Below are 20679 nucleotides of genomic sequence, written 5' to 3'. Positions count from 1 at the left end.
GGTTTTAAAATAGAAAATTGGTTATTAGATTTTTTATCAAGCTTCGGCCTGTTGCTTTTCCTCTACTACCACAAGGTCGGTAATTTCTACACTCATTGGTAATAAACCTATTTGAACAACGGCTCTTTTGCCTTTTATTTCTTTTACAACCCCAATTTGATGGTTTTTTTTCATTTTTACTTTTACACCCACTGCAATATCGGCTTTTATTTCCTGGTATTTGGCATCCAGCTTTTTGGCCATTTTATTAGTAACCGCCTGCTCGTTTTTCTTAAATAACAGGTTTTGAATTTGTTTTATTACCTCTTCCTTCTTATCAGTTTTGCGCCATTCCAGCATTATTTGTTTCAGGCGGCGTTCAGTTTCTTTTAAATCAGCAATTTTTGCTTCGGTTATTTTATTTTGATGGTGCAATATTTCCACCTGCTGGCGATGCCTTTCTTTATCCATCACCTTTTCCATTTCCTTGCGCAGCTTTTCATTTTCCTGCAGTAGCTTATTAAGTTCTTTTTTCTCCTTTTCCAGTCGCTGCTGATCCTGCTCTGTACGGTTTAATAATTTATCCAGCCTAAAATGATCTTCTTCTACCAGGGTGCGTGCCCGGTTAATTAATTGTTTTGATAAACCAATACGTTCGGCAATAGAAAAAGTATAGGAACTACCCGGTTTTCCAACAATTAATTTATACAAAGGTTGCAGGTGCACTTCATCAAAAGACATGGCGCCATTTACAATACCAACCGTATGATTGGCCATTACTTTAAGGTTAAGGTAATGGGTGGTTACAATACCCATGGCATGTTTTTTTGAAAGCTCCTCCATAATAACTTCAGCAAAAGAGCCACCCAAATTGGGGTCGCTGCCACTACCTAGCTCATCTATAAAAAACAGGGTGCGGCCGTTGGCATTTTCAATAAAATGCTTCATGTGCAACAGATGCGATGAGTAGGTACTTAATTCAAACTCAATACTCTGTGTATCGCCAATATGTATATATAACTGTTTAAAAATACCCATTTGAGATGCAGGATGTACCGGCACCAATAAGCCGCTTTGCAACATCATTTGGTTTAGGCCAATGGTTTTCATGGTTACGGTTTTTCCACCGGCATTGGGGCCACTTATTACCAATATCCGCTTTTTATCATCCAGTGTAAGTGTAACGGGGATGGTGCTTCTCCCACTGCGCTTGTTATACAGGTAGAGCAAGGGATGATAAGCATCTTTAATATCTATAATTGCTTTATCCAGTACATTGGGGTAATTACCATTTACATCAATAGCCAGTTTTGCCTTGGCCCTGATAAAATCATATTCACCGGCAAACGAATAATAAGTTTGTAATAAACTACTGTAAACACTTAGTGAGCTGGTGAGTGCTTTTAGAACGCGCTGTACTTCCCGGCGCTCATCATTTTCCAGGGTATATAATTCATTGTTTAATTCTATGGTTTCTTCGGGTTCTATAAAAGCCGTTTTACGACTATCGCTTTCGCCATGTAAAATGCCTTTTACCTGGCGTTTATGTTCAGAAAATACGGCCACTACCCTTCTGCCATTACTAAAGCTTTCATCAATATCGGCGGCATAACCTGCTTTGTTTAAACGGGCAACCACTTTTTCAAATACCTTACGTAATTCGTTTCTTTTGCGGAATAAACTCATGCGAATGCGCTGTAAATCAGGACTGGCAGTATCTTTTACATAGCCGGTTTCATCCAGTACTTCATCAATTAGCAGGATAATGGTCTTTTCGTAATAAGATTGTTCAATAACTTTTTGCAGGGCCGGGTAGGCAATACGCCGTTCATTATCAAACCAGCGAAAAACCTTTTCCATACTATCGGCCAGTCGCCTGATGAGCATAAATTCTTCCCCTGAAATTGTGCTGCCGGGTATACCCAACAATTTTATTTGACGGGAAATGTTTATTGTAAAGTCGTTTGGGAAATACTGGGCGTTTTGCAATAACAATTTGTATTCGTTGGTTTGTTGCAATTCCAGTTCTATATATTCTTTTTTGGTATGTATACGCAGTTGCTCGGCCTTGTGTTTGGCATATTCTCCATTGCAATGTGCCGTAAGCAATGCTTTTATTTTATCAAATTCTAATTGTACCGCCGCCGATTCCGGATAAAGCTTCATGATTCTGACCCTTCCATTTATGTTGTTTGCAAAGGTAACATTACGCCTGATTTAAAACTGCTGCTTTCATTTTTAAGGTTTGGCCGGGGCAAAACAGTTAAACAATGGCGCTGTTTTACCCTTAACATGGTGCTTATTCCAGGCTTTACGCTTTTACTGCTGCCATTTTGCAGAACGTACAAGTGTGCGACGCAAGTATGTTGCCATACATTGGTTTGCCGGGCCAATAACTGCCTTTACCCATTAAAACCGGATGGTGAAATGTTGTTTTACCAATTGTTCTTTTCTAAAAAACACAATACCGATGTAAAACAAATCGATGGTAAGGGTTACAGCTTCATGTGCCTGAATATAGGCCCAGGCTTCTTCCATTTCCTCACTCCAGTGAATATCGTCAAAAATAAAGATGGATTGATCTGTACAGTGTTCTAACAACTGATTAAAATAAGCGATGGTAGGTATTTTGCGATGGTTACCATCTACAAACGCAAATGCAATGGGTTTATTAATTTGTTGTAATGTTTGGGGCAAAGTATCGTCGAAATTGCCCGGCACCAGTTGAATATTGTTTAAACCCAATGCACTAAAATGTTGTCGGGCAATATTTGCCACTGCCTCTGCCCCCTCGAAAGTAATAACCGGCACCTGTGTATTGGCCGATGCCAGGTAGCAGGTGGTTATACCTAGAGATGTTCCCAGCTCAATAATATTGTCGGGCTGGTAATAATGCACCATTCTGAATAGTAACCGGGCAAATTTCCGGGGCTTTAATGAGCTATATGCGATAGCGCTTACACTACGCTGGTAGGATGCATGTACCCGGGAACCTGCTCCAAAATCCTGCAATTGCAGCATGGTTTTATTAAGTTTTAGCTTTGCCCTCAATTGCTCGATGGGATTAAAACAATAAAAACTTCTTTTATCGTTTAACACCTGGCTAATAAATGCATAAACAAATGGGGGATGAACGCCATGGCCCTTGCCATTGGCGGCTGTAAACCAATATCGGATATATTTTAGCCCTAGCTTAACCGGTGAATACATTAAAATAGCGTGAATTTGTGTGGTGCCAAAGTAAAACATTAAGCTTGGTAGAATAAAAAGAAAAATGTTTTTTGCTTTATTTAGAAAAACTTTTGGAACATTTTGTCTGCAAGACTATTTTTGCAGCCCGTAATACAGGAATGGCCTATGGTGTAATGGTAACACAGCAGATTTTGGTTCTGTTATTCTTGGTTCGAGTCCAGGTAGGCCAACAAAAAGCCGGTTTTTAACCGGCTTTTTGCATTTTTTAATCTCAGCCGCCTATTTAATTTTTATTTTAGCATTTCAATTTTAACCAACCTACCTGCTAAAAAAAATGAAACAAACCAAGATCGCCGGAATTGGCATGTACGTACCTGAACAAATTATTAGCAATCAAGACTTATCTGCGGTGATGGATACCAGTGACAGCTGGATACGCGAAAGAACTGGTATTCAAGAAAGACATTATGCCAGCTATGGCAAAGAAACCAGCACCACCATGGGGGTAAAAGCGGCTGAACAAGCCATCAAAAGGGCTGGTATTACCGCTGCAGATATTGATTTTATCATTTTTGCCACCTTAAGCCCTGATTATTTTTTCCCTGGATGTAGTGTTTTACTACAACGCAGCATGGAAATGAAAGAAGTAGCCGCGCTGGATATTAGAAACCAATGTAGCGGCTTTGTTTATGGACTTAGTATAGCCGACCAGTTTATTAAAACCGGCATGTATAAAAACATTCTGGTGGTGGCTGCAGAAACGCAAAGTTTTGCGCTAAACTTTAGTAATACCGGCAGAAATGTAAGCGTTATTTTTGGCGATGGTGCCGGTGCTGTAGTATTACAACCAACTAACCAACCCAATTCAGGCATTTTAAGTACTCACCTGCATAGCGATGGTAAAGGCGCTGAGTTACTAAGTATGATTAATCCTGGCTTTCATGGCGGGTATTATAAAAACGGGCAAAATAATAGCGAAGAAATATCTGCTTTCAACCGTCCTTTTATTACCGGCGAACAAAAAGAGGAACATGACTTTGATGCTTTTATGGACGGACAAGTGGTATTTAAAAAAGCAGTGGAGAAATTTCCCGAGGTAATTATGGAAGCGCTGAATGCCAATCAGTTACAAACCAACGATATCAGCATTTTAATTCCACATCAGGCTAATTTACGTATAAGCCAGTTTATACAGCAAAAATTAAAATTAACTGATGAGCAGGTGTTTAACAATATTCAGCGATATGGTAATACCACTGCGGCCAGCGTACCTATTGCCTTATGCGAAGCCTGGGAGCAGGGTAAAATAAAAGATGGCGATATTGTTTGTTTGGCTGCTTTTGGTAGTGGTTTTACATGGGCCAGCGCTTTGCTAAGGTGGTAATAGATTTTTGTTTTTCAGCCATAACAGCATTGGGCAGCATCGTTGTGTCACTCACTTGTACAGCAACAAAAATGGCGGCAAGCAGAATACAAAAACATAAAAAAAAAGCCCCGCATACAGTAAATATGCGGGGCTGTTTAATTATTTACAGGCATAACACCACCAAAACATGGTAAACGCCAATAGAAATAAAGTAAAAGATACTTAATGCTTTATACCATTTCGGTATTGGCAACTATAGACAATCTGGTAAACTCTGATCCGCTGTAGATTTTAGCTACATCAACACTTCTGCTTCTCTCCCAGGTTTCAAAATTAGATTGCATTACAACGCGCCAAAAATTTTTCGACTTAAGATCTTCGTAGTCATTTCCACGAACAATAACTCCTAAAATGGCATTTCTTTTCTTAAAATCAATTCTAATTGATTTATTGGCAGGAATGGTTTGCGATTCAAAAAACTTTTCAATAGATTCTGTAGTCATGCGGCAAAGGTAGTCTTTAAAACCCGGCCCGGGGGTTTTATTTACAGATTTAACAACTACCAATACAGGTAAAAGCTTTAAAAGAAAAGCATTTCAACAAAACTGGCTTTATAATTTACTGCTATAAATGCGCAGGCAAACGCTTTTCTTTATTGGGTTTCATAGCCTGGTCAATAGCAATAATAATTAAGGCAATGCCAATAAACCCGCACATTACAATAAAGGTATTCAGGAACATTTGGCTAATGCCAATTTGAGAAATATCCATAAAAGGATAAGGATAATGCCCGGTTGCAGCACCTCGAATTAATGTATACACCAAATAGAAAAAAGGCAACACCAACCATGACAATGAAAAATACCATTTCAATTTTCCCTTGGTTACAAAAAATAACCAGTAAATAAAATAGAGTGCTGGTATTACCTGGTGCAAAATTATATCAGCAATTAGCTGCAACCCCTGTGGATTCCAAAGATTACGCAACATGAGGTTATACACCACACAAACAATAATGATATATACCGTAATTGCTGATTTTACAGAAGTTCTGGCAAAAAATTTACCCGTTCTGGAAGTACTGTTTAACAGATTAGTTGTGGCGCAAAGGGCTACCATTAAATTGGTAAGCACCGTAAAAAAACTAAAAAACTTTATAATGCCTTCAATTAATGAAGTGTCGTTAATGATATTACGATTGATAATAATGTATAACTGCGTACCCAATGCTAACCAACCTGCCAATGCTATTATTACCAGTAATAGTGTGCCCTTTTTCTTTGTTTCCAATGTATATAGTATTGATATTTCTGCAAATATAATTACTGAGGTTATACCATTTCACTGCTGGTTTACTGCAGGTTTTTATTTTTATTGGTAAAACTATATGCCCACCAAATAAGCAAAGCCTGCAAGGGAATACGTACCCAGGCTACCATCGGCGTAATTGTTTGCTCACCCATTTGCAAAGGCGCTTCCTGTATCATATAAATATGAGCCGGCATAAATGCCAACAACATGGCAATAATACCCCATGCAGCAAAATTGCGTGTTGCTGAAAACAGCAATAATACCGCACCACCAATTTCTGCAACGCCTGCTATATAATTTATTAATTCAGGTTGGGGTAAATAGGGTGGGATAATAGATAAGTAATTTGCCGGATTGGCAAAATGATTTATACCGCCAAACAAATAAAAAACAACCATTAAATAACGGCTTACCAATTTTAGTTTTTGCTGCATATTTTTTTACCAAGATATGATTTTATTGTTGACCAAAATTTTAGAAACACATTAGTACAACTTTTTCTTAGCTGCCAATTAGGGCTGGAAATAAAAGGCAAAAAAAAATCAATTTTCTTTGACCGGCTTTCTAAATTTTACGTTTAATCTTTTACAGACAGTAGCGGTGATGGGAATTTCGTATATTTCGGATTACCTGATGATAGCTATTAGTTAGGTAAAAACCACCTAATACAAGCGATGACCATTGATATGGAGATGAAGTGATTGCGACGCAAGAGGCGATGCCATGAAAACAAATGCTGGTATCAAAAAAAATTAAATAAGAATTGGTATTACCATAATACCTGATAAGCAAACATATGGGGAGAAAATTTTTTGTATTAACTACACTGCTGTTTTGCTTTGCGTTACATGCAATGGCCGACCATATTAAAGGTGGTGAAATATTTTATACCTGCACCGGTTCATCGGGGGCAGGATATACTTATAATATTACCGTAAAACTATACATGGTATGCAATAGCGGCAGAGAGTTTAATAACCCTACCTATGTATCTTTTTTTAAAAGAGGCACCAATGCCCGGGTTACAGATGTTTTGGTACCGTTGGGTAAAACAGAGTTAAGACAATTACAGAATAACAATCCCTGTATTATTAATCCACCCAATGTTTGCAGCATTGTAGGCTTTTATAATTTTTCTGTTACACTACCGGCCTACGATGAAGGATATATTATTACCAGTCAGGTAATTTTTAGGGTGGATGGAATGAATAATCTGGTAAGTGGTTACGACAGGCTTGGCGCTACCTACATTGGGGTTATACCGGGCACCAATACCGGTGCAAATTCGCCCAAAAATAATAGTGCCACTTTTACGGGAAATGATGAAGTAATTATTTGTGCCGATAATGATTTTACCTACAGCTTTTCTGCTACTGACAGCGATGGCGATGAACTAAGATATTCTTTATGTGCTGCCATGAATGGCGTAGAAAATCCTGGATTTGGTAATGATATCCAGCCACCCAATCCTCCACCCTATTCCCTGGTACCCTATGGACCGGGCTATAGTGGTTCTGCCCCATTAGGCAGAAATATTGGGATTAATGAAGGTACCGGGATTATTTCGGGGGTGGCACCAGAGCCAGGCATTTATGTAATATCTGTTTGTGTGGATGAAATTAGAAATGGGATTATTATTGCCACACAACGTAAAGACCTGCAAATAAATGTTGCATCCTGTTCAATTGTTGGGGCTAAATTGCCTAACCCGTTTATGTTATGCGGAGATACCAAAACAATCAGCATTTCAAATACCAATCAAAGTAATTTAATCAGCAATTATAGCTGGAAATTTACCAATGCCTCCGGAGCCACTATCTACACCACTACTAACCCAACAGCCAATTATACATTTACTGATACAGGCATTTATACCGTAAAACTTATGGTTACAGCCAGTGAAAGTTGTGCAGATTCTTCCAGCACCAAAGTACTGGTATACCCCGGTTTTAAGCCAGGCTTTAGCTATGATGGTATTTGCTTAAGTAAACCCACATCTTTCTTTGATACCAGTACCACCGTATACGGCACTATAAACAATTGGGATTGGGATTTTGGGGATGAAACCAGTTTTCTGGATGCATCCTCCCTGCAAAATCCCATGTATACTTATTTAAGAGAAGGAGTAAAAAATGTGCAACTCATCGTATCAAATACTAAAGGTTGTATAGATACCGTATCTGGTAATATTTCCATTTTTTCAAAGCCCCCCGTGCAACTGGCATTTACTGATACCCTTATTTGCCAGCCCGATTCGGTGCAGTTGCTTGCAACTGGCAATGGCATTTTTAATTGGTCGCCCAATATTCATATTACCGGTGCCAATACGGCAACACCTGTGGTAGACCCAACAGTTACTACTACCTATTATGTTGATATGGATCAAAATGGTTGTGTTAACCACGACTCGGTGATTGTACACGTTACCGACCATGTTAATCTTCAAGCCATGAATGATACTACCATTTGTCTTGGAGATCCTATTCAACTGCACCTGGTTTCCGATGGTTTGCAATATAGCTGGCAACCGGCAGCCCAATTAGATAATGCCCAATCAAATAGGCCTGTTGCCATTACCAATGCCATTACCAACTATACAGTAACGGCATTTATTGGGCATTGCAGTGTAAGCGATACCATTGTAGTTACACCAATTCCTTATCCGGTTGCTACTATTGGCGCAGATACAATGATTTGTTTTGAAACTACTGCACAATTACATGGCAGCATCAATGGCAGTTCATTTATTTGGTCACCTGCTTCCAGTTTACAATTTGCCAATACATTAAATCCGCTGGCAATTGCCAAAACTACCACCACTTATATTTTAGCTGCATACGATACAAAAGGTTGTCCAAAGCCGGGATTAGATTCGGTAATTGTTACCGTACTACCCGAGATTAAGGCCTTTGCAGGCAATGATACTGCAGTTGTAATTAATCAACCATTACAATTCAATGCCAGTGGCGGTGATAGTTATGCATGGTCGCCGGCCACGGGTTTATCCGCGTTCAATATAGCCACACCTGTTGGTATTTATACTGCTCCCACCGAAGGCATAAGATACAGGGTCATCACCAGCAATGCCGCCGGTTGTAGCGATTCTGCTTTTGTAACCGTAAAAGTGTATAAAGTGCTGCCTTCTGTATTTGTACCTACCGGTTTTACCCCTAATAATGATGGCCGCAACGATGTACTAAAACCAATAGCTGCCGGCATGCAGTCTATCTCTTTATTTGCTGTTTATAATCGACTTGGGCAAATGATTTTTTCCGCTTCAGAAAGCGGTAAAGGTTGGGATGGTACTTTTAACGGTACACCACAAAACTCCGGCACCTATGTATGGCTGGTAAAAGCCACCGATTATACCGGTAAACCTTATTTTGAAAAAGGTACTGTAACCTTAATAAGATAATTTAGGTTTATAAATTGCAGTGAAGAATAGATGATGTAGCCGGCTATAGTACAGCTATTAAGCTTTACTTGCCACGCTCGGTTCAGGGTTCTGCTTTCATGGCAGCAAAATATCGTAGCAAATTGTTTACACATCCTCCTAGGCTTATTGCCTTAAATGGCAAACCTTGATGTAAAGTATTTGCCATAAAAACATAAGCCCAGTACTTAACTTTGTAGCATTATGGAACTAGGCATCAGCACATTTGTAGAATTAACACCCGATCCGCATACAGGCAACACCATCAGTGCTTATCAGCGCATTCAAAATTTAATGGAAGAAATAGTGCTGGCCGATGAATTAGGGCTGGATGTATTTGCCATTGGTGAACATCACCGGGCAGATTATCTGGTATCTTCTCCGGCAACCGTTTTGGCCGCAGCGGCGGTAAAAACAAAACAAATAAAATTATCCAGTGCAGTAAGTGTATTAAGTTCCGACGATCCTGTACGGGTATTTCAACAATTTGCCACCATCGATTTACTTTCTGGCGGAAGAGCCGAAATTATGGCCGGCCGTGGTTCCTTTATTGAATCTTTTCCTTTATTTGGATACGATCTTAAAGATTACGATACCCTTTTTGATGAAAAATTAAAACTACTTGTTGCTATAAATGATCAGGAAAAAATTAGCTGGACGGGTATGCATCGCCCAGCTATAGAAAACCTGGGTATTTATCCCAGACCATATCAAAAAAAACTACCAATTTGGGTAGCGATTGGAGGTACACCTGCTTCTGTTTTACGGGCAGCAAAAATGGGTTTACCATTAACCATTGCCATTATTGGCGGCGCCCCCAGCCAGTTTGCGCCCTACACAAAATTTTACCGGGATGAATTTATTAAAGCCGGTAATGATAATGCCAATATGCAGGTATGCATAAATTCCCATGGTTATATTGCTGCAGATGCGCAACAGGCAGCAGATGAATTTTTTCCACCCTATGCGCAGGTTATGACAAAAATAGGCGGTGAACGTGGATGGCCACCTACCAGCAGAGAGCAGTTTGATTTTATGCGCAGCCCTACAGGTGCTTTATTGGTTGGCAGCCCGCAACAGGTAATCGACAAAATATTGTACGAGCATGAATTGTTTGCCAATACCCGTTTTATGATTCAGTTTAGTGTGGGTACTTTACCACATAAGCAAATGATGCGGGCTATAGAATTATATGGTACTGTAGTAGCTCCTGCCGTACGCAAAGCCTTGCAAGCCTAAGTTTACCCCATAAAACTTTAATGTAAAAAATCATTTCGGGCTGTTTTGCTGCCAATTGTTGTGCAGTACAAGTGAGTGACACAACGAAAGCTGAATAGCTTTGAAAAAGCTGGCTTCACAAAAAAATTTCCACTGTTTTTGAAAACCGGCTTTTTTAAAGTAACTGGGTTAAATATCAATAGCAGCGAGTGCTTTTACCATTATTTCAAGATCGTAAATACCGCGTATGCCGCTAAAACCGGCAAATAATTGCTGGCCATTTTTTAAAGTAAGTGGCTGACCTCCTTCCCACCCAATTAAGTCGGGCACTTCTATGCCACACTCGCCTATTTGGTTATTAAAAAACAGCTTTTCGTACTCGCCGGTTTTTAGGCCCGTTATCCAAACCTGACTGGCCTTGGTCCATGCAATTCTATAAATTTCTCTGGAACGAATTTTATTGGTGCCAAACATTCTGCCATAAATATTTCCATGTTCGTCTATAATACAGGCAGCGCAGTTGCCATGCGATATTTGCTCATCTTCTTTATTTTGAAGATAGTAGGGTAATAATTTTTCTATTTCAAGAAATAGCTTTTCTATAAACGGTGCAAGCTGCGTGTACTGCATATGGCGTTTGGTTTATGTTTTTACTGTAATATACTGGCTGTTATAATCAATGGACCATTTTTAACCTAAATTATTTAAGCACTGAGCAGTTTCACAAAAAAGTTAACGCACAAATCAACGTGTTATTTTTACACATTAAATAAATTCTGTAGCTTTCCGTTTAAATGCTTCCATATGTTTCGCCGAATAATTCTGCCATTGCTGTTATTGTTTGTTTACAGTTTCGCTTTTAGTCAGTTTAGTATTGAAAAAAACACGGCCTGTATAAAAGATGTCAATGGTAGCTGGCATTTTACGGCATATGCAACAAATATTGTAAAAGTTGTTTATAGCCCTACAGCATATTTGCATAACGAATTATTAAGCGATGCCGTTATTGTACAACCGCTACAGCAAACACCCAAAAAAATAGACCATCAAACTATTGCTCTGGGCAATTGCATTATTACACTGCAAAATGATACCATTTACCTTGGCAAGGATAAACAGTGCATACTTGCAGGCAGCTTTAGTAATATGGAATTCAGCGGTTTTAGGTTTGCATTACATAATAATGAAAAAATATTTGGCGGTGGCGAAAGAGCCATACCATTAAACCGCAGGGGATACAGGTTTAATTTATATAATAATCCCTGGTATGGGTATAGCGAAGGAGCTGATAATTTAAATTATTCGGTACCCTTTATTACTTCATCTAATAAGTATGCTTTGTTTTTTGATAACCCCGCCAAAGGCTATCTGGATATTGGTAAAACAAATCCAAACCTGCTGGAATACGGGATTTGTTCAGGCGAACTGAATTTCTATATCATTACGGGTAATGATTATCCCGAAATTTTGCAATCCTATTTTCGCCTTACCAGCACCCAGCCTTTACCTCCCCGATGGGCGATGGGCAATTTTATGAGCCGCTTTGGTTATACATCTCAACAACAGGCCAAAGATATTTACACCCAAATGCAAGCTGAAAAAGTGCCATTTGATGCAGTAATTTTTGATCTGTTTTGGTTTGGAGATAGTATTAAACATACATTGGGTAATCTGGATTGGGTGAACAAAACCAAATGGCCCAACCCGCAACAGATGATTGCTGATTTGCAAAAAGATGGCGTAAAAACTATTCTGGTTACAGAACCATTTATTTTGGAAGGCACTAAAAGCTATAACTCTTTTAAACCTTTTCTGGCAGTTGACAGCATGGGCAAGACCTTTACCCTCACCGATTTTTATTTTGGCCAGGGCGGATTGATAGACATATTTAGAACGGATGCCAAAAACAAGTTTTGGACCTATTACAAAAAACAAATGGATATTGGCGTAGAAGGCTGGTGGGGCGATTTGGGAGAACCCGAAAAACACCCTTCAACTATTTACCATAACCTGCAGGACCTTGGCTATAAACGCCTTTTTAATGCAGATGAAGTGCATAATATTTATGGTCATAACTGGACCAAAATGCTATACCAGCAATTTGCAAAAGACTATCCTAATAAAAGACTTTTTAGTTTAAACCGCAGTGGTTTTGCCGGCACACAACGTTATAGCATTTTTCCGTGGAGTGGTGATGTAAGCCGCAGCTGGAGTGGATTTAGGGCACAATTACCCATTATGTTAGGCATGAGTATGAGCGGCGTGCCCTATATACATGCAGATGCCGGAGGTTTTGCAGGTGGCGAAGGTGATAAAGAACTCTATGTTCGCTGGTTGCAATTTGCACAATACACTCCCATATTCCGGCCTCATGGTACGGCCTTATTTGAAGCCGACCCCAATGCCTTTAGTTTCCCCAGCGAAATTGCATTAATTGATACACCCTACCGTAAACTGGCCCGTGAAGTTGCTGTTCAGCGCTATAAAATGCTGCCTTATAATTATACATTAACCTATAATCAGGCGGCAAAAGCCGAGCCTTTGGTTAGCCCTTTGTATTATTATTACGGCACAGATACTACCGCCACCAATATTGGTGATGAATTTATGTTTGGCAAAAACCTGCTAATAGCACCTGTACTTGAAAAAGCTGCTACCAACAAACAAGTGTATTTACCTAAAGGGGCCTGGTATGCCCTAAATAATAATTCAATTATACAGGGCCAACAATGGATACAACAACCAGTTGGCTTGCAACAAATGCCGGTATTTGTAAAAGCGGGTAGCATCATTCCCCAATTGCCAGATAGTTTGTTTATCAGCAATACCAATAACTATACTACAAAAAATATTTACTGGCATTATTATGCCTCCTCTGAAGCAAGCGAAGGTTATATGTACGATGATGACGGCAGTAGTAAAAATGCCATCAAAACAGGTAAATACGAAATCATTTCGGTAAAAGCAATACCACAGGCAAAGTCAGTGCAATTTAATTTTACAAGTACTGGCGGCAATTTTAATGGCAAACCGGCCATACGCCATTTTAAAATGGTACTACATGGGCTTACCGGTAAATACAATGCCTATAATCATTTGGGGCAAAAAATTATGGTAACAAAAGATAGTGATGGCAACCTAACCTTTAACCTGACATTTACAGGTAATAAGGCCAATGTGGTTCTAAAAGCAGAATAAGCAGAAAACCTTTTATGAAGCCAGCTGCAGATAATAAATGAAACTTTACTTGCCACGCTCGGTTCAAGGTTCCTCTTTTATGGCGGCAAAACAACCTTTTAGTAATAAAAAGCAAAAATCCTGCATATGCAGGATTTTTCTAAATTTTTCTTACTCAGGGGTAGACACGCATCCATTGATTTTTAACAATATTGGATTTTAAAACGTACAATGGATTAACTATTAACTACAGTAAAAGTATTTAAAATTAAATTACTTCTTAAAAATAAATTGGTTTAAACAATATCCAAATCAGACACCAAAAAGCCTGTTCGGGCATAAATTTTTATAAAATTATTTGATTGTCAGTTTAAGCGGTGTTATTCTTTCATCAAATCTGGTCTTTTTAATTCAGTTAATCTTAAAGAAGCCTCATACCTCCATTCATCAACTATTTTAGGATTGCCACTTAGCAAAGGCGTAGGCACTTCCCAGCCCCTAAAACTGGCCGGTCTTGTATAAACAGGTGGTGCCAGTAAATTATCCTGAAATGAATCAAAAAGTGCTGAAGTTTCATCGTTTAATACACCCGGCAATAAACGGCCAACTGCATCAACAATTACGGCGGCAGCCAATTCCCCTCCACTTAACACATAATCGCCTATAGAAATTTCTCTTGTTACAAAATGGTCCCTGATTCGCTGATCTATCCCCTTATAATGACCGCAAATGATAATGATGTTTTCTTTCATAGACAGTTGGTTGGCCATCTGCTGGTTAAACTGTGGGCCATCAGGCGTAACATAAATTATTTCATCGTAAACCGTATCTTTTTGCAGGGTTTCAATGGCATTGGCTAAAGGTTCACAAAGCATAACCATGCCGGCACCGCCGCCATACTGGTAATCATCTACCTGCCCATGCTGGTTAATAGCCCATTGCCTAAGGTTATGTGTTTTTACCTGTAACAGTCCTTTATCCTGCGCCCTTTTCATAATACTATGGCTAAAAGGGCTTTCCAATAATTCAGGCACAACAGTTATTATATCAATTTTCATAATTAACGCTTGTAAACATCAGGTAATAAAAGACAGCTTATAGGATGTATAAATACCGGTGAAGCAATTATTCTTCTGCTGATTCACCCATAAAACCGCGAATATCCCGTAATTGCTTTTTGGTGGGGCGCCCAACCTTACTAAGTCGTTTGCCGGTATTAAACGAACTTGCCTGGAAATGCACTTTATCTAATTCCTCCGGCGGAGTAACGTCTTCGTAGTTTTTGATTGCCTCGGGGTATGGCACCCTGGTATATAACAAACCTGTTATTTTAATCATCCACCTGCGGGCCTCTGTTTTAACATCGTACACATCACCAATATTCACCGTTCTGGAAGCCTTAATATTATTACCCAAAAACTTTACTTTACCATTATCGCAGGCATCAGCTGCCTGACTGCGTGTTTTAAAGAGGCGAATTGACCATAAATATTTATCAATCCTTAATTTTTCTTTTACATCTGCCATAGGCCAAAATTAGGTAAACTAATTATTGAATAACAGATTGCTGCATTTTACAATTGGGTAAGAACTATACCTACTTCCTCATTAAATGCCTTTGCTGCTATATTTGGTGCAGTACAAGAGTGCGACGCAAGTAAAGCCCCCCATATGCACTTTTGCCCGGTTACAAAAAATTACCACCCACACTCCATGCCTTTGGAAACTGCAGGGTTAGCCAGCCTACAACCCACACTCATTATTAGAAACCTGCATTTCCCTACCTTTGCGCACTTATTATGAAAGCAAGAACATTACAAAAAGATAAGGTAAATATTATTACACTGGGCTGCAGTAAAAACCTAGTGGATAGTGAGGTGCTTAGCGGCCAGCTGCGTGCCAACGAGATTGATGTGGTACATGAGAATGCTAAACTGGATCATAATATTGTGGTGGTTAACACCTGCGGCTTTATTGATAAAGCCAAAGAAGAAAGCATTAATACCATTCTAGACCAGGTAAACCTTAAAAAGAAAGGTAAACTGGATAAAATATATGTAACCGGCTGTCTTAGCGAACGTTACCGAGGCGACCTGGAAGCCGAAATACCTGAAGTAGATGCCTGGTTTGGCACACTGGAGTTACCGCTTATTTTAAAACAGTTCGACGCGGATTATAAGACCGAATTATTGGGTGAGCGTATGCTTAGCACCCCAAAACATTATGCTTACTTAAAAATAAGCGAAGGCTGCAACCGTACCTGCTCGTTCTGTGCTATTCCGTTAATGCGGGGGCAACATGTTAGCCGAACCATGGAAAGTCTGGTGGAAGAAGCAGAAAGCCTGGTGAAAAAAGGTGTAAAAGAAATAATGCTGATTGCACAGGAACTTACCTATTATGGACTTGACCTGTATAAAAAGCGCATGCTGGATGAACTGCTAAGGCAGCTTTCTGATGTAAAGGGGCTCGAATGGATTCGCCTGCACTATGCTTACCCCAATAAATTTCCTTTGGAAGTGTTGGATGTAATGCGGGAACGTGCAAATATTTGCAATTACCTTGATATGCCCCTGCAACATGCCAGTGATAATATGCTTAAAGCCATGAAACGCCAAAGCACAAGGGCTGAAATTGAGGCATTAATTGCTGATATAAGGGCCAAAAACCCGGGCATTTGTTTGCGTACCACGCTTATTGCCGGTTTTCCCGGCGAAACGCTGGAAGATGTGGAAGAACTAAAAGATTTTTTAACACGTATGCGGTTTGACCGTGTAGGCATATTTACCTATAGCCACGAGGAAGGTACCAGCGGTTATGAGTTGGTAGACGATGTTCCGGCTGATGAAAAGCAACGCCGTGCACAGGAAATCATGGAAGTACAGCAGGAAATTAGCCTGGAAAAAAACGAGGAAAAAGTGGGGCAAACTTTTAAAGTTATCATTGATAAAAAAGAGGCCGGCCGCTATCTTGGGCGCACCGAGTTTGACAGCGTAGAAGTGGATAATGAAGTGGTAATCCACTCCAAAAAGAAACTCACCATTGGCGATTTTGTATATGTAAAAATTACCAAAGCCTACGATTACGACCTGGAAGGCGAAGTGGTGCTGTAAACATTACCGGTTGCGTTGCATTGTATTATTTGTTTACCAGCATTAAAGTAAAAATTGAGCTTTACTTGCCACGCTCGGTTCAGGGTTCCGGCTATATGGCAACAGTTTTTATAATTGTTTGTTAGAAACAGGCAGGCCTATTATTGGCTTTTTGCAAAAACCTATTTTAGCAAAATAAATTTCAATAATTTACTATGCAATTTTATAAAATACTTACCTGTATATTACTGGCATTGTGCACACAAAGCCACGGATTATTTGCGCAGGATGCAAGTGCCCTGTTAAGAGAGGCCATAAGTTTGGATAAGCAACTTAAAGAACCCGAAGCACTGGATAAATATAAACAGGTGCTGGCTGCAGATGCATCAAATATAAATGCCTTATTAAGATGCACCGAATTAAATGCTGCCATTGGTGCCCGCCAAAAAGATAAGAATGCCAAACTTACTTATTATACCGCAGCCCAAACTTACGCGCAACAAGCCATTGCCGCTAACCCCGATAATGCAGATGCCAATTATGCCATGGCAGTTGCAGCAGGCAAACTAACCGAGGTAGAAGAGGATAATAAAAAACTTGTTGAATATGTACGGCAATCTAAATTATATGCCGATAAAGCATTAACCATAAATGCCGGCCATGCAAAAGCCAATTATACACTGGGTAAATGGCATTTTGAAATGGTTAACCTTAACTGGGTTAAAAAAGCAGCGGTAAAAACATTGTATGGCGGGTTGCCAAAATCTGAAATTGACAGCGCCATTTTTTATATGGAAAAATGCCGGGCCCTTGACCAGTATTTTGTTGCTAATATGTTAGACCTTGCTAAAGTATACCAATACAACCACCAGCCCACTAAAGCCATAGAAATGCTAAACAAACTAATTAAATTGCCTAACAGAACTTTTGATGATGCAGCACGAAAAGAAGAGGGCAAAAAAATGCTGGATGAATTGAAGTAAATAAGTTTTTATACCTTGTAAATAAATTAATACCCGATTTATGGAACTGAATGAACTTTTTGTACAAGCCCAGGCCGCTAGCAAACTATTGTCGTCAAAACCTTCTAACGAAACTTTGTTGCAACTGTACTCGCTATTTAAACAGGCCACCAATGGAGATGCCGGTGCCGAAAATGTACCAGACAATCCTTTTGATTTTGTTGGCAAAGCCAAATACGATGCCTGGAGGGCGTTGGCCGGTAAAACAAAAGAAGCTGCTATGCAGGAATATGTTGATCTGGTGAATAAACTAAAGAGTTAATTACTGAGAATAAGCTAATAAAAAAGGTATGAATCGCAATTCATACCTTTTTTATTATTTGTGTTAAAGCCCGATTAATAACCAACCGATGAACGGATTGCGACGCAAGTAAAGCTGCCACTAGCTGTATTGCATTGGCTTTTATTTTACCTCATTTACTTCGAGGATTACGCTTGTTCTGCCCAGGTTTACATTGGGGTTAATGCCTACCGTCATAAGAAAATCGCCGGAATATACTTTGGTAGGGTTTACACCCGGAAAAGTACCGGGGTATACATTGATTTCTTTTACCGTGTATTTTTTATTGGCGTCCAACCCTTTTAATGCAATGGGTGTTGGCGTGGCCGTCATCATATATCTGTCATTTACCAGATAATTAAAAATAACTGCATGGCTTTTATCTGCACTGCTAAACATCAGCGATGCCAATGGGTTTTCTTTGGGGTTTACCAGCCTGTATAAATCGCCATGCCAAATTATCTCCTTTATTGAATTATAGGTGGCCACCGCCTGCTTGCTAAACTGAAGATCTTTGGCATCTAAATTATTTACTACAATATCATAGCCCATTTTGCCCATCATGGCAACATCTGTTCTAAATTTCAGGGGGCGCTTACTCCAGTCTGTAATATGGTTACAGGTTGCAATGGCGGGGTAGAAATAAGAATATTCCCATTGCATAAAAATGCGTTCCATTGGGTCGGTATTATCGCTGGGCCAGAACTCAGTAAAATATTGCAGGGCACCGTAATCTACCCTTCCACCACCACCGCTGCACAACATCATGGGAATGGTGGGGTACTTGGCCCTTAACCTTTCCAGCACTTTATACAAACCTTTTACATAATCTACATACAACTGCGATTGAGGCAGGTTTTGCTTTTGCAAATAAGCCGAATAGGCGTTGTATATCACTGCATTACAATCCCATTTTACAAAGGCCAGTTCAGGATTTTTGGTAAAAATGGTGTCAAGAATGCCATACACAAAATTTTGTACTTCGGGGTTGGCAAGGTCTAATACCAGCTGGTTTCTAAAATAGGTTTCTGGTCTTTCGGGCTGCCTAAGTACCCAATCAATATGCTTTTCGTATAGTTCACTTTTGGGGTTTACCATTTCTGGTTCTACCCAAATACCAAATTTAACGCCGGCGGCTTTGGCTTCTTTTACCAAATAACCTAACCCATGGGGCAGTTTACTTACATTTTCCTGCCAGTCGCCAAGACCAGCAGTATCTGCATTTCTTGGGTGTTTATTGCCAAACCAGCCATCATCCAGTAAAAACATATCTACTCCAATATCTTTGGCGCCTTTAAACAGGCTTGCCAGTTTGTTTTCATCAAAACCAAAATAAGTAGCTTCCCAGTTATTTAATAAGGTAAGGCGCTGGCCTTTGCCATCCAGCAACCGGTAATTAATTGCCCAGTGGTGCAGGTTACGGCTGGCTTCGCCCAAACCGTTAGAGGAGAATGTATAAATAAAAGAAGGTGTTTGAAAATCTTTGGCCGCAGCTAAACTATAGGCAGATGCATAAGGGTTAATACCGGCAATAAGGCGTAAGCCATTGTGTGAGTCTACTTCAAAATCTATTTTAAAGTTCCCTGACCAGGCCAGCTGCCCCAGCAATACATTGCCTTCGTCTTCGGTGGCAGGTTTATTAAAAGATACCATAAATGTTGGCGGCTCAAATAAATTGGCCCTTGTACCCAACTTTGTATCAATAGATTTTATACCATGCGATAACACATCAGTTTCCGGGTTCATTTCGTGGCCCCAGCCACCATTGTAATGCGTTAGGTAATAATTATTTTTCATGAAATACAGATTGGCTGATGCGTATTTCTGTAACTGAATGGCTTTCTTTTCATTGTTTTTAATGGTTGTCCATTGCTCTACTACATTTTCTTTGGCCCAGGTTTTATAAAAAAGAGTCACATCTACAGCATACACAGGGTCTCTTAAAACAATACTGGTAAGTGTAGTATTATCATCAATGCGATTGGTGTTGTGACTAATATATTTTAACTCCAGCGATGCATTGCCATCGGCATGGGTAATTTGAATAGCGGGTTCAACCAGGTTCCAGGTGCCAGACGGGGTGTAGGCATTGTTGTAAATGCCGGCATTATCGTCCTGTGTATTGTATTGTTTGGTAATGGCCGCATACTCAGTTGCATCAGATAGTTTTTTGCCAAAATAAACAATGCCCAGCCTGTTTAACTTATCCGTTTGCAGTATCAGTGCATTTCCTGCTGTTTCAATGGGTATGGTTACCTGTTGGGCAAAATTTTGCAGCCACAGACAGCTGGCTAAAAATATAAACAGCCATTTTTTTAGCCCGGCTGTGGAATGCTTATTGGTCAACTCTTGCGTCGCACTCCTGTACGGCAACAATACTGCGGAACTTTTTTTAATTACAAAACATGCTTTTTGTCTAAGGCCTGAGATTATATTGTTCATATGCATCGTTTTCTGGTTCTAATATTTCAAAAGGGAAAGATAAATAATTATACATGGTAATACAGGTAAATTGTATTGTTTGCCCATTTTTTTGCTACAGCACAAGTGTGCGACGCAAGTAAAGACCGGCTATAGGTAAAAGCCGGGACCATAAAATATTGCACCAAAAA

General features: G+C 39.6%; 16 protein-coding genes and 1 tRNA gene. 8 read left to right on the top strand and 9 right to left on the bottom strand.

What is annotated here, in order from left to right; translation table 11 throughout:
- Positions 1–36: 36 nt before the first annotated feature.
- Positions 37–2145, bottom strand: coding sequence for an endonuclease MutS2 (locus tag GD597_RS13035; RefSeq protein ID WP_171608305.1), 2109 nt, complete (start codon positions 2143–2145; stop codon positions 37–39).
- Between the two features lie 243 nt (positions 2146–2388).
- Positions 2389–3228 carry an O-methyltransferase gene (locus GD597_RS13030; protein WP_235954292.1) on the bottom strand — a complete coding sequence of 280 codons (840 nt, stop codon included), beginning with the start codon at positions 3226–3228 and terminating at the stop codon, positions 2389–2391.
- A 102-nt stretch (positions 3229–3330) separates the two neighbouring features.
- On the opposite strand from GD597_RS13030, the gene GD597_RS13025 reads away from it, so the two are divergent.
- Positions 3331–3401, top strand: a tRNA-Gln gene (locus GD597_RS13025).
- Between the two features lie 104 nt (positions 3402–3505).
- The gene (locus GD597_RS13020; protein WP_171608304.1) at positions 3506–4555 is read left to right on the top strand and encodes a 3-oxoacyl-ACP synthase III family protein; all 1050 of its coding nucleotides are present in this window, start codon (positions 3506–3508) and stop codon (positions 4553–4555) included.
- 212 nt (positions 4556–4767) lie between these two features.
- On the opposite strand, the gene GD597_RS13015 is transcribed toward GD597_RS13020, so the two are convergent.
- The 3 genes from GD597_RS13015 to GD597_RS13005 form a co-directional block, all read right to left on the bottom strand.
- Entirely contained in the window at positions 4768–5040 is a 273-nt protein-coding gene (locus GD597_RS13015; RefSeq protein WP_171608303.1) for a short-chain dehydrogenase, read from the bottom strand.
- 121 nt (positions 5041–5161) lie between these two features.
- Entirely contained in the window at positions 5162–5827 is a 666-nt protein-coding gene (locus tag GD597_RS13010) for a Pr6Pr family membrane protein (protein WP_171608302.1), read from the bottom strand.
- A 62-nt stretch (positions 5828–5889) separates the two neighbouring features.
- Entirely contained in the window at positions 5890–6282 is a 393-nt protein-coding gene (locus tag GD597_RS13005; RefSeq protein WP_171608301.1) for a DoxX family protein, read from the bottom strand.
- 362 nt (positions 6283–6644) lie between these two features.
- Here GD597_RS13005 and GD597_RS13000 point away from each other — a divergent pair, with 362 nt between their 5' ends.
- Both GD597_RS13000 and GD597_RS12995 read left to right on the top strand, forming a co-directional pair.
- Positions 6645–9263 carry a PKD domain-containing protein gene (locus GD597_RS13000; protein ID WP_171608300.1) on the top strand — a complete coding sequence of 873 codons (2619 nt, stop codon included), beginning with the start codon at positions 6645–6647 and terminating at the stop codon, positions 9261–9263.
- A gap of 222 nt (positions 9264–9485) precedes the next feature.
- Entirely contained in the window at positions 9486–10520 is a 1035-nt protein-coding gene (locus GD597_RS12995) for an LLM class flavin-dependent oxidoreductase (RefSeq protein ID WP_171608299.1), read from the top strand.
- A 168-nt stretch (positions 10521–10688) separates the two neighbouring features.
- On the opposite strand, the gene GD597_RS12990 is transcribed toward GD597_RS12995, so the two are convergent.
- Positions 10689–11129: a hypothetical protein gene (locus tag GD597_RS12990; protein ID WP_171608298.1), complete on the bottom strand. Its 441-nt coding sequence runs from the start codon at positions 11127–11129 to the stop codon at positions 10689–10691.
- Between the two features lie 174 nt (positions 11130–11303).
- Here GD597_RS12990 and GD597_RS12985 point away from each other — a divergent pair, with 174 nt between their 5' ends.
- Positions 11304–13697 (top strand): TIM-barrel domain-containing protein, encoded by a 2394-nt coding sequence (locus GD597_RS12985; protein WP_171608297.1) that lies wholly within the window; start codon positions 11304–11306, stop codon positions 13695–13697.
- Positions 13698–14056: 359 nt separating this feature from the next.
- Here GD597_RS12985 and trmD read toward each other — a convergent pair whose 3' ends face one another.
- Together trmD and GD597_RS12975 are read right to left on the bottom strand one after the other, a co-directional pair.
- Entirely contained in the window at positions 14057–14734 is a 678-nt protein-coding gene (gene trmD, locus GD597_RS12980) for a tRNA (guanosine(37)-N1)-methyltransferase TrmD (protein WP_171608296.1), read from the bottom strand.
- A gap of 67 nt (positions 14735–14801) precedes the next feature.
- Positions 14802–15203, bottom strand: coding sequence for an RNA-binding S4 domain-containing protein (locus tag GD597_RS12975; RefSeq protein WP_171608295.1), 402 nt, complete (start codon positions 15201–15203; stop codon positions 14802–14804).
- A gap of 272 nt (positions 15204–15475) precedes the next feature.
- Between GD597_RS12975 and rimO the strand changes: the two genes are divergently transcribed.
- From rimO to GD597_RS12960, 3 genes are all read left to right on the top strand, one after another.
- Entirely contained in the window at positions 15476–16786 is a 1311-nt protein-coding gene (gene rimO / locus GD597_RS12970) for a 30S ribosomal protein S12 methylthiotransferase RimO (protein ID WP_171608294.1), read from the top strand.
- Between the two features lie 194 nt (positions 16787–16980).
- Positions 16981–17748, top strand: coding sequence for a tetratricopeptide repeat protein (locus tag GD597_RS12965; RefSeq protein ID WP_171608293.1), 768 nt, complete (start codon positions 16981–16983; stop codon positions 17746–17748).
- 40 nt (positions 17749–17788) lie between these two features.
- On the top strand, positions 17789–18049 hold the full coding sequence (locus GD597_RS12960) for an acyl-CoA-binding protein (RefSeq protein WP_171608292.1): 261 nt from the start codon (positions 17789–17791) through the stop codon (positions 18047–18049).
- 141 nt (positions 18050–18190) lie between these two features.
- On the opposite strand, the gene GD597_RS12955 is transcribed toward GD597_RS12960, so the two are convergent.
- A complete protein-coding gene (locus GD597_RS12955; RefSeq protein ID WP_171608291.1) occupies positions 18191–20509 on the bottom strand; it encodes an alpha-galactosidase in 2319 nt (772 codons plus the stop codon).
- Between the last annotated feature and the right edge of the window lie 170 nt (positions 20510–20679).

This window comes from Limnovirga soli (assembly GCF_013106755.1).
Classification (GTDB): domain Bacteria; phylum Bacteroidota; class Bacteroidia; order Chitinophagales; family Chitinophagaceae; genus Limnovirga; species Limnovirga soli.
Note: the sequence above shows the minus strand (reverse complement) of the source record. Positions and strands in the feature narration are given on the sequence as shown.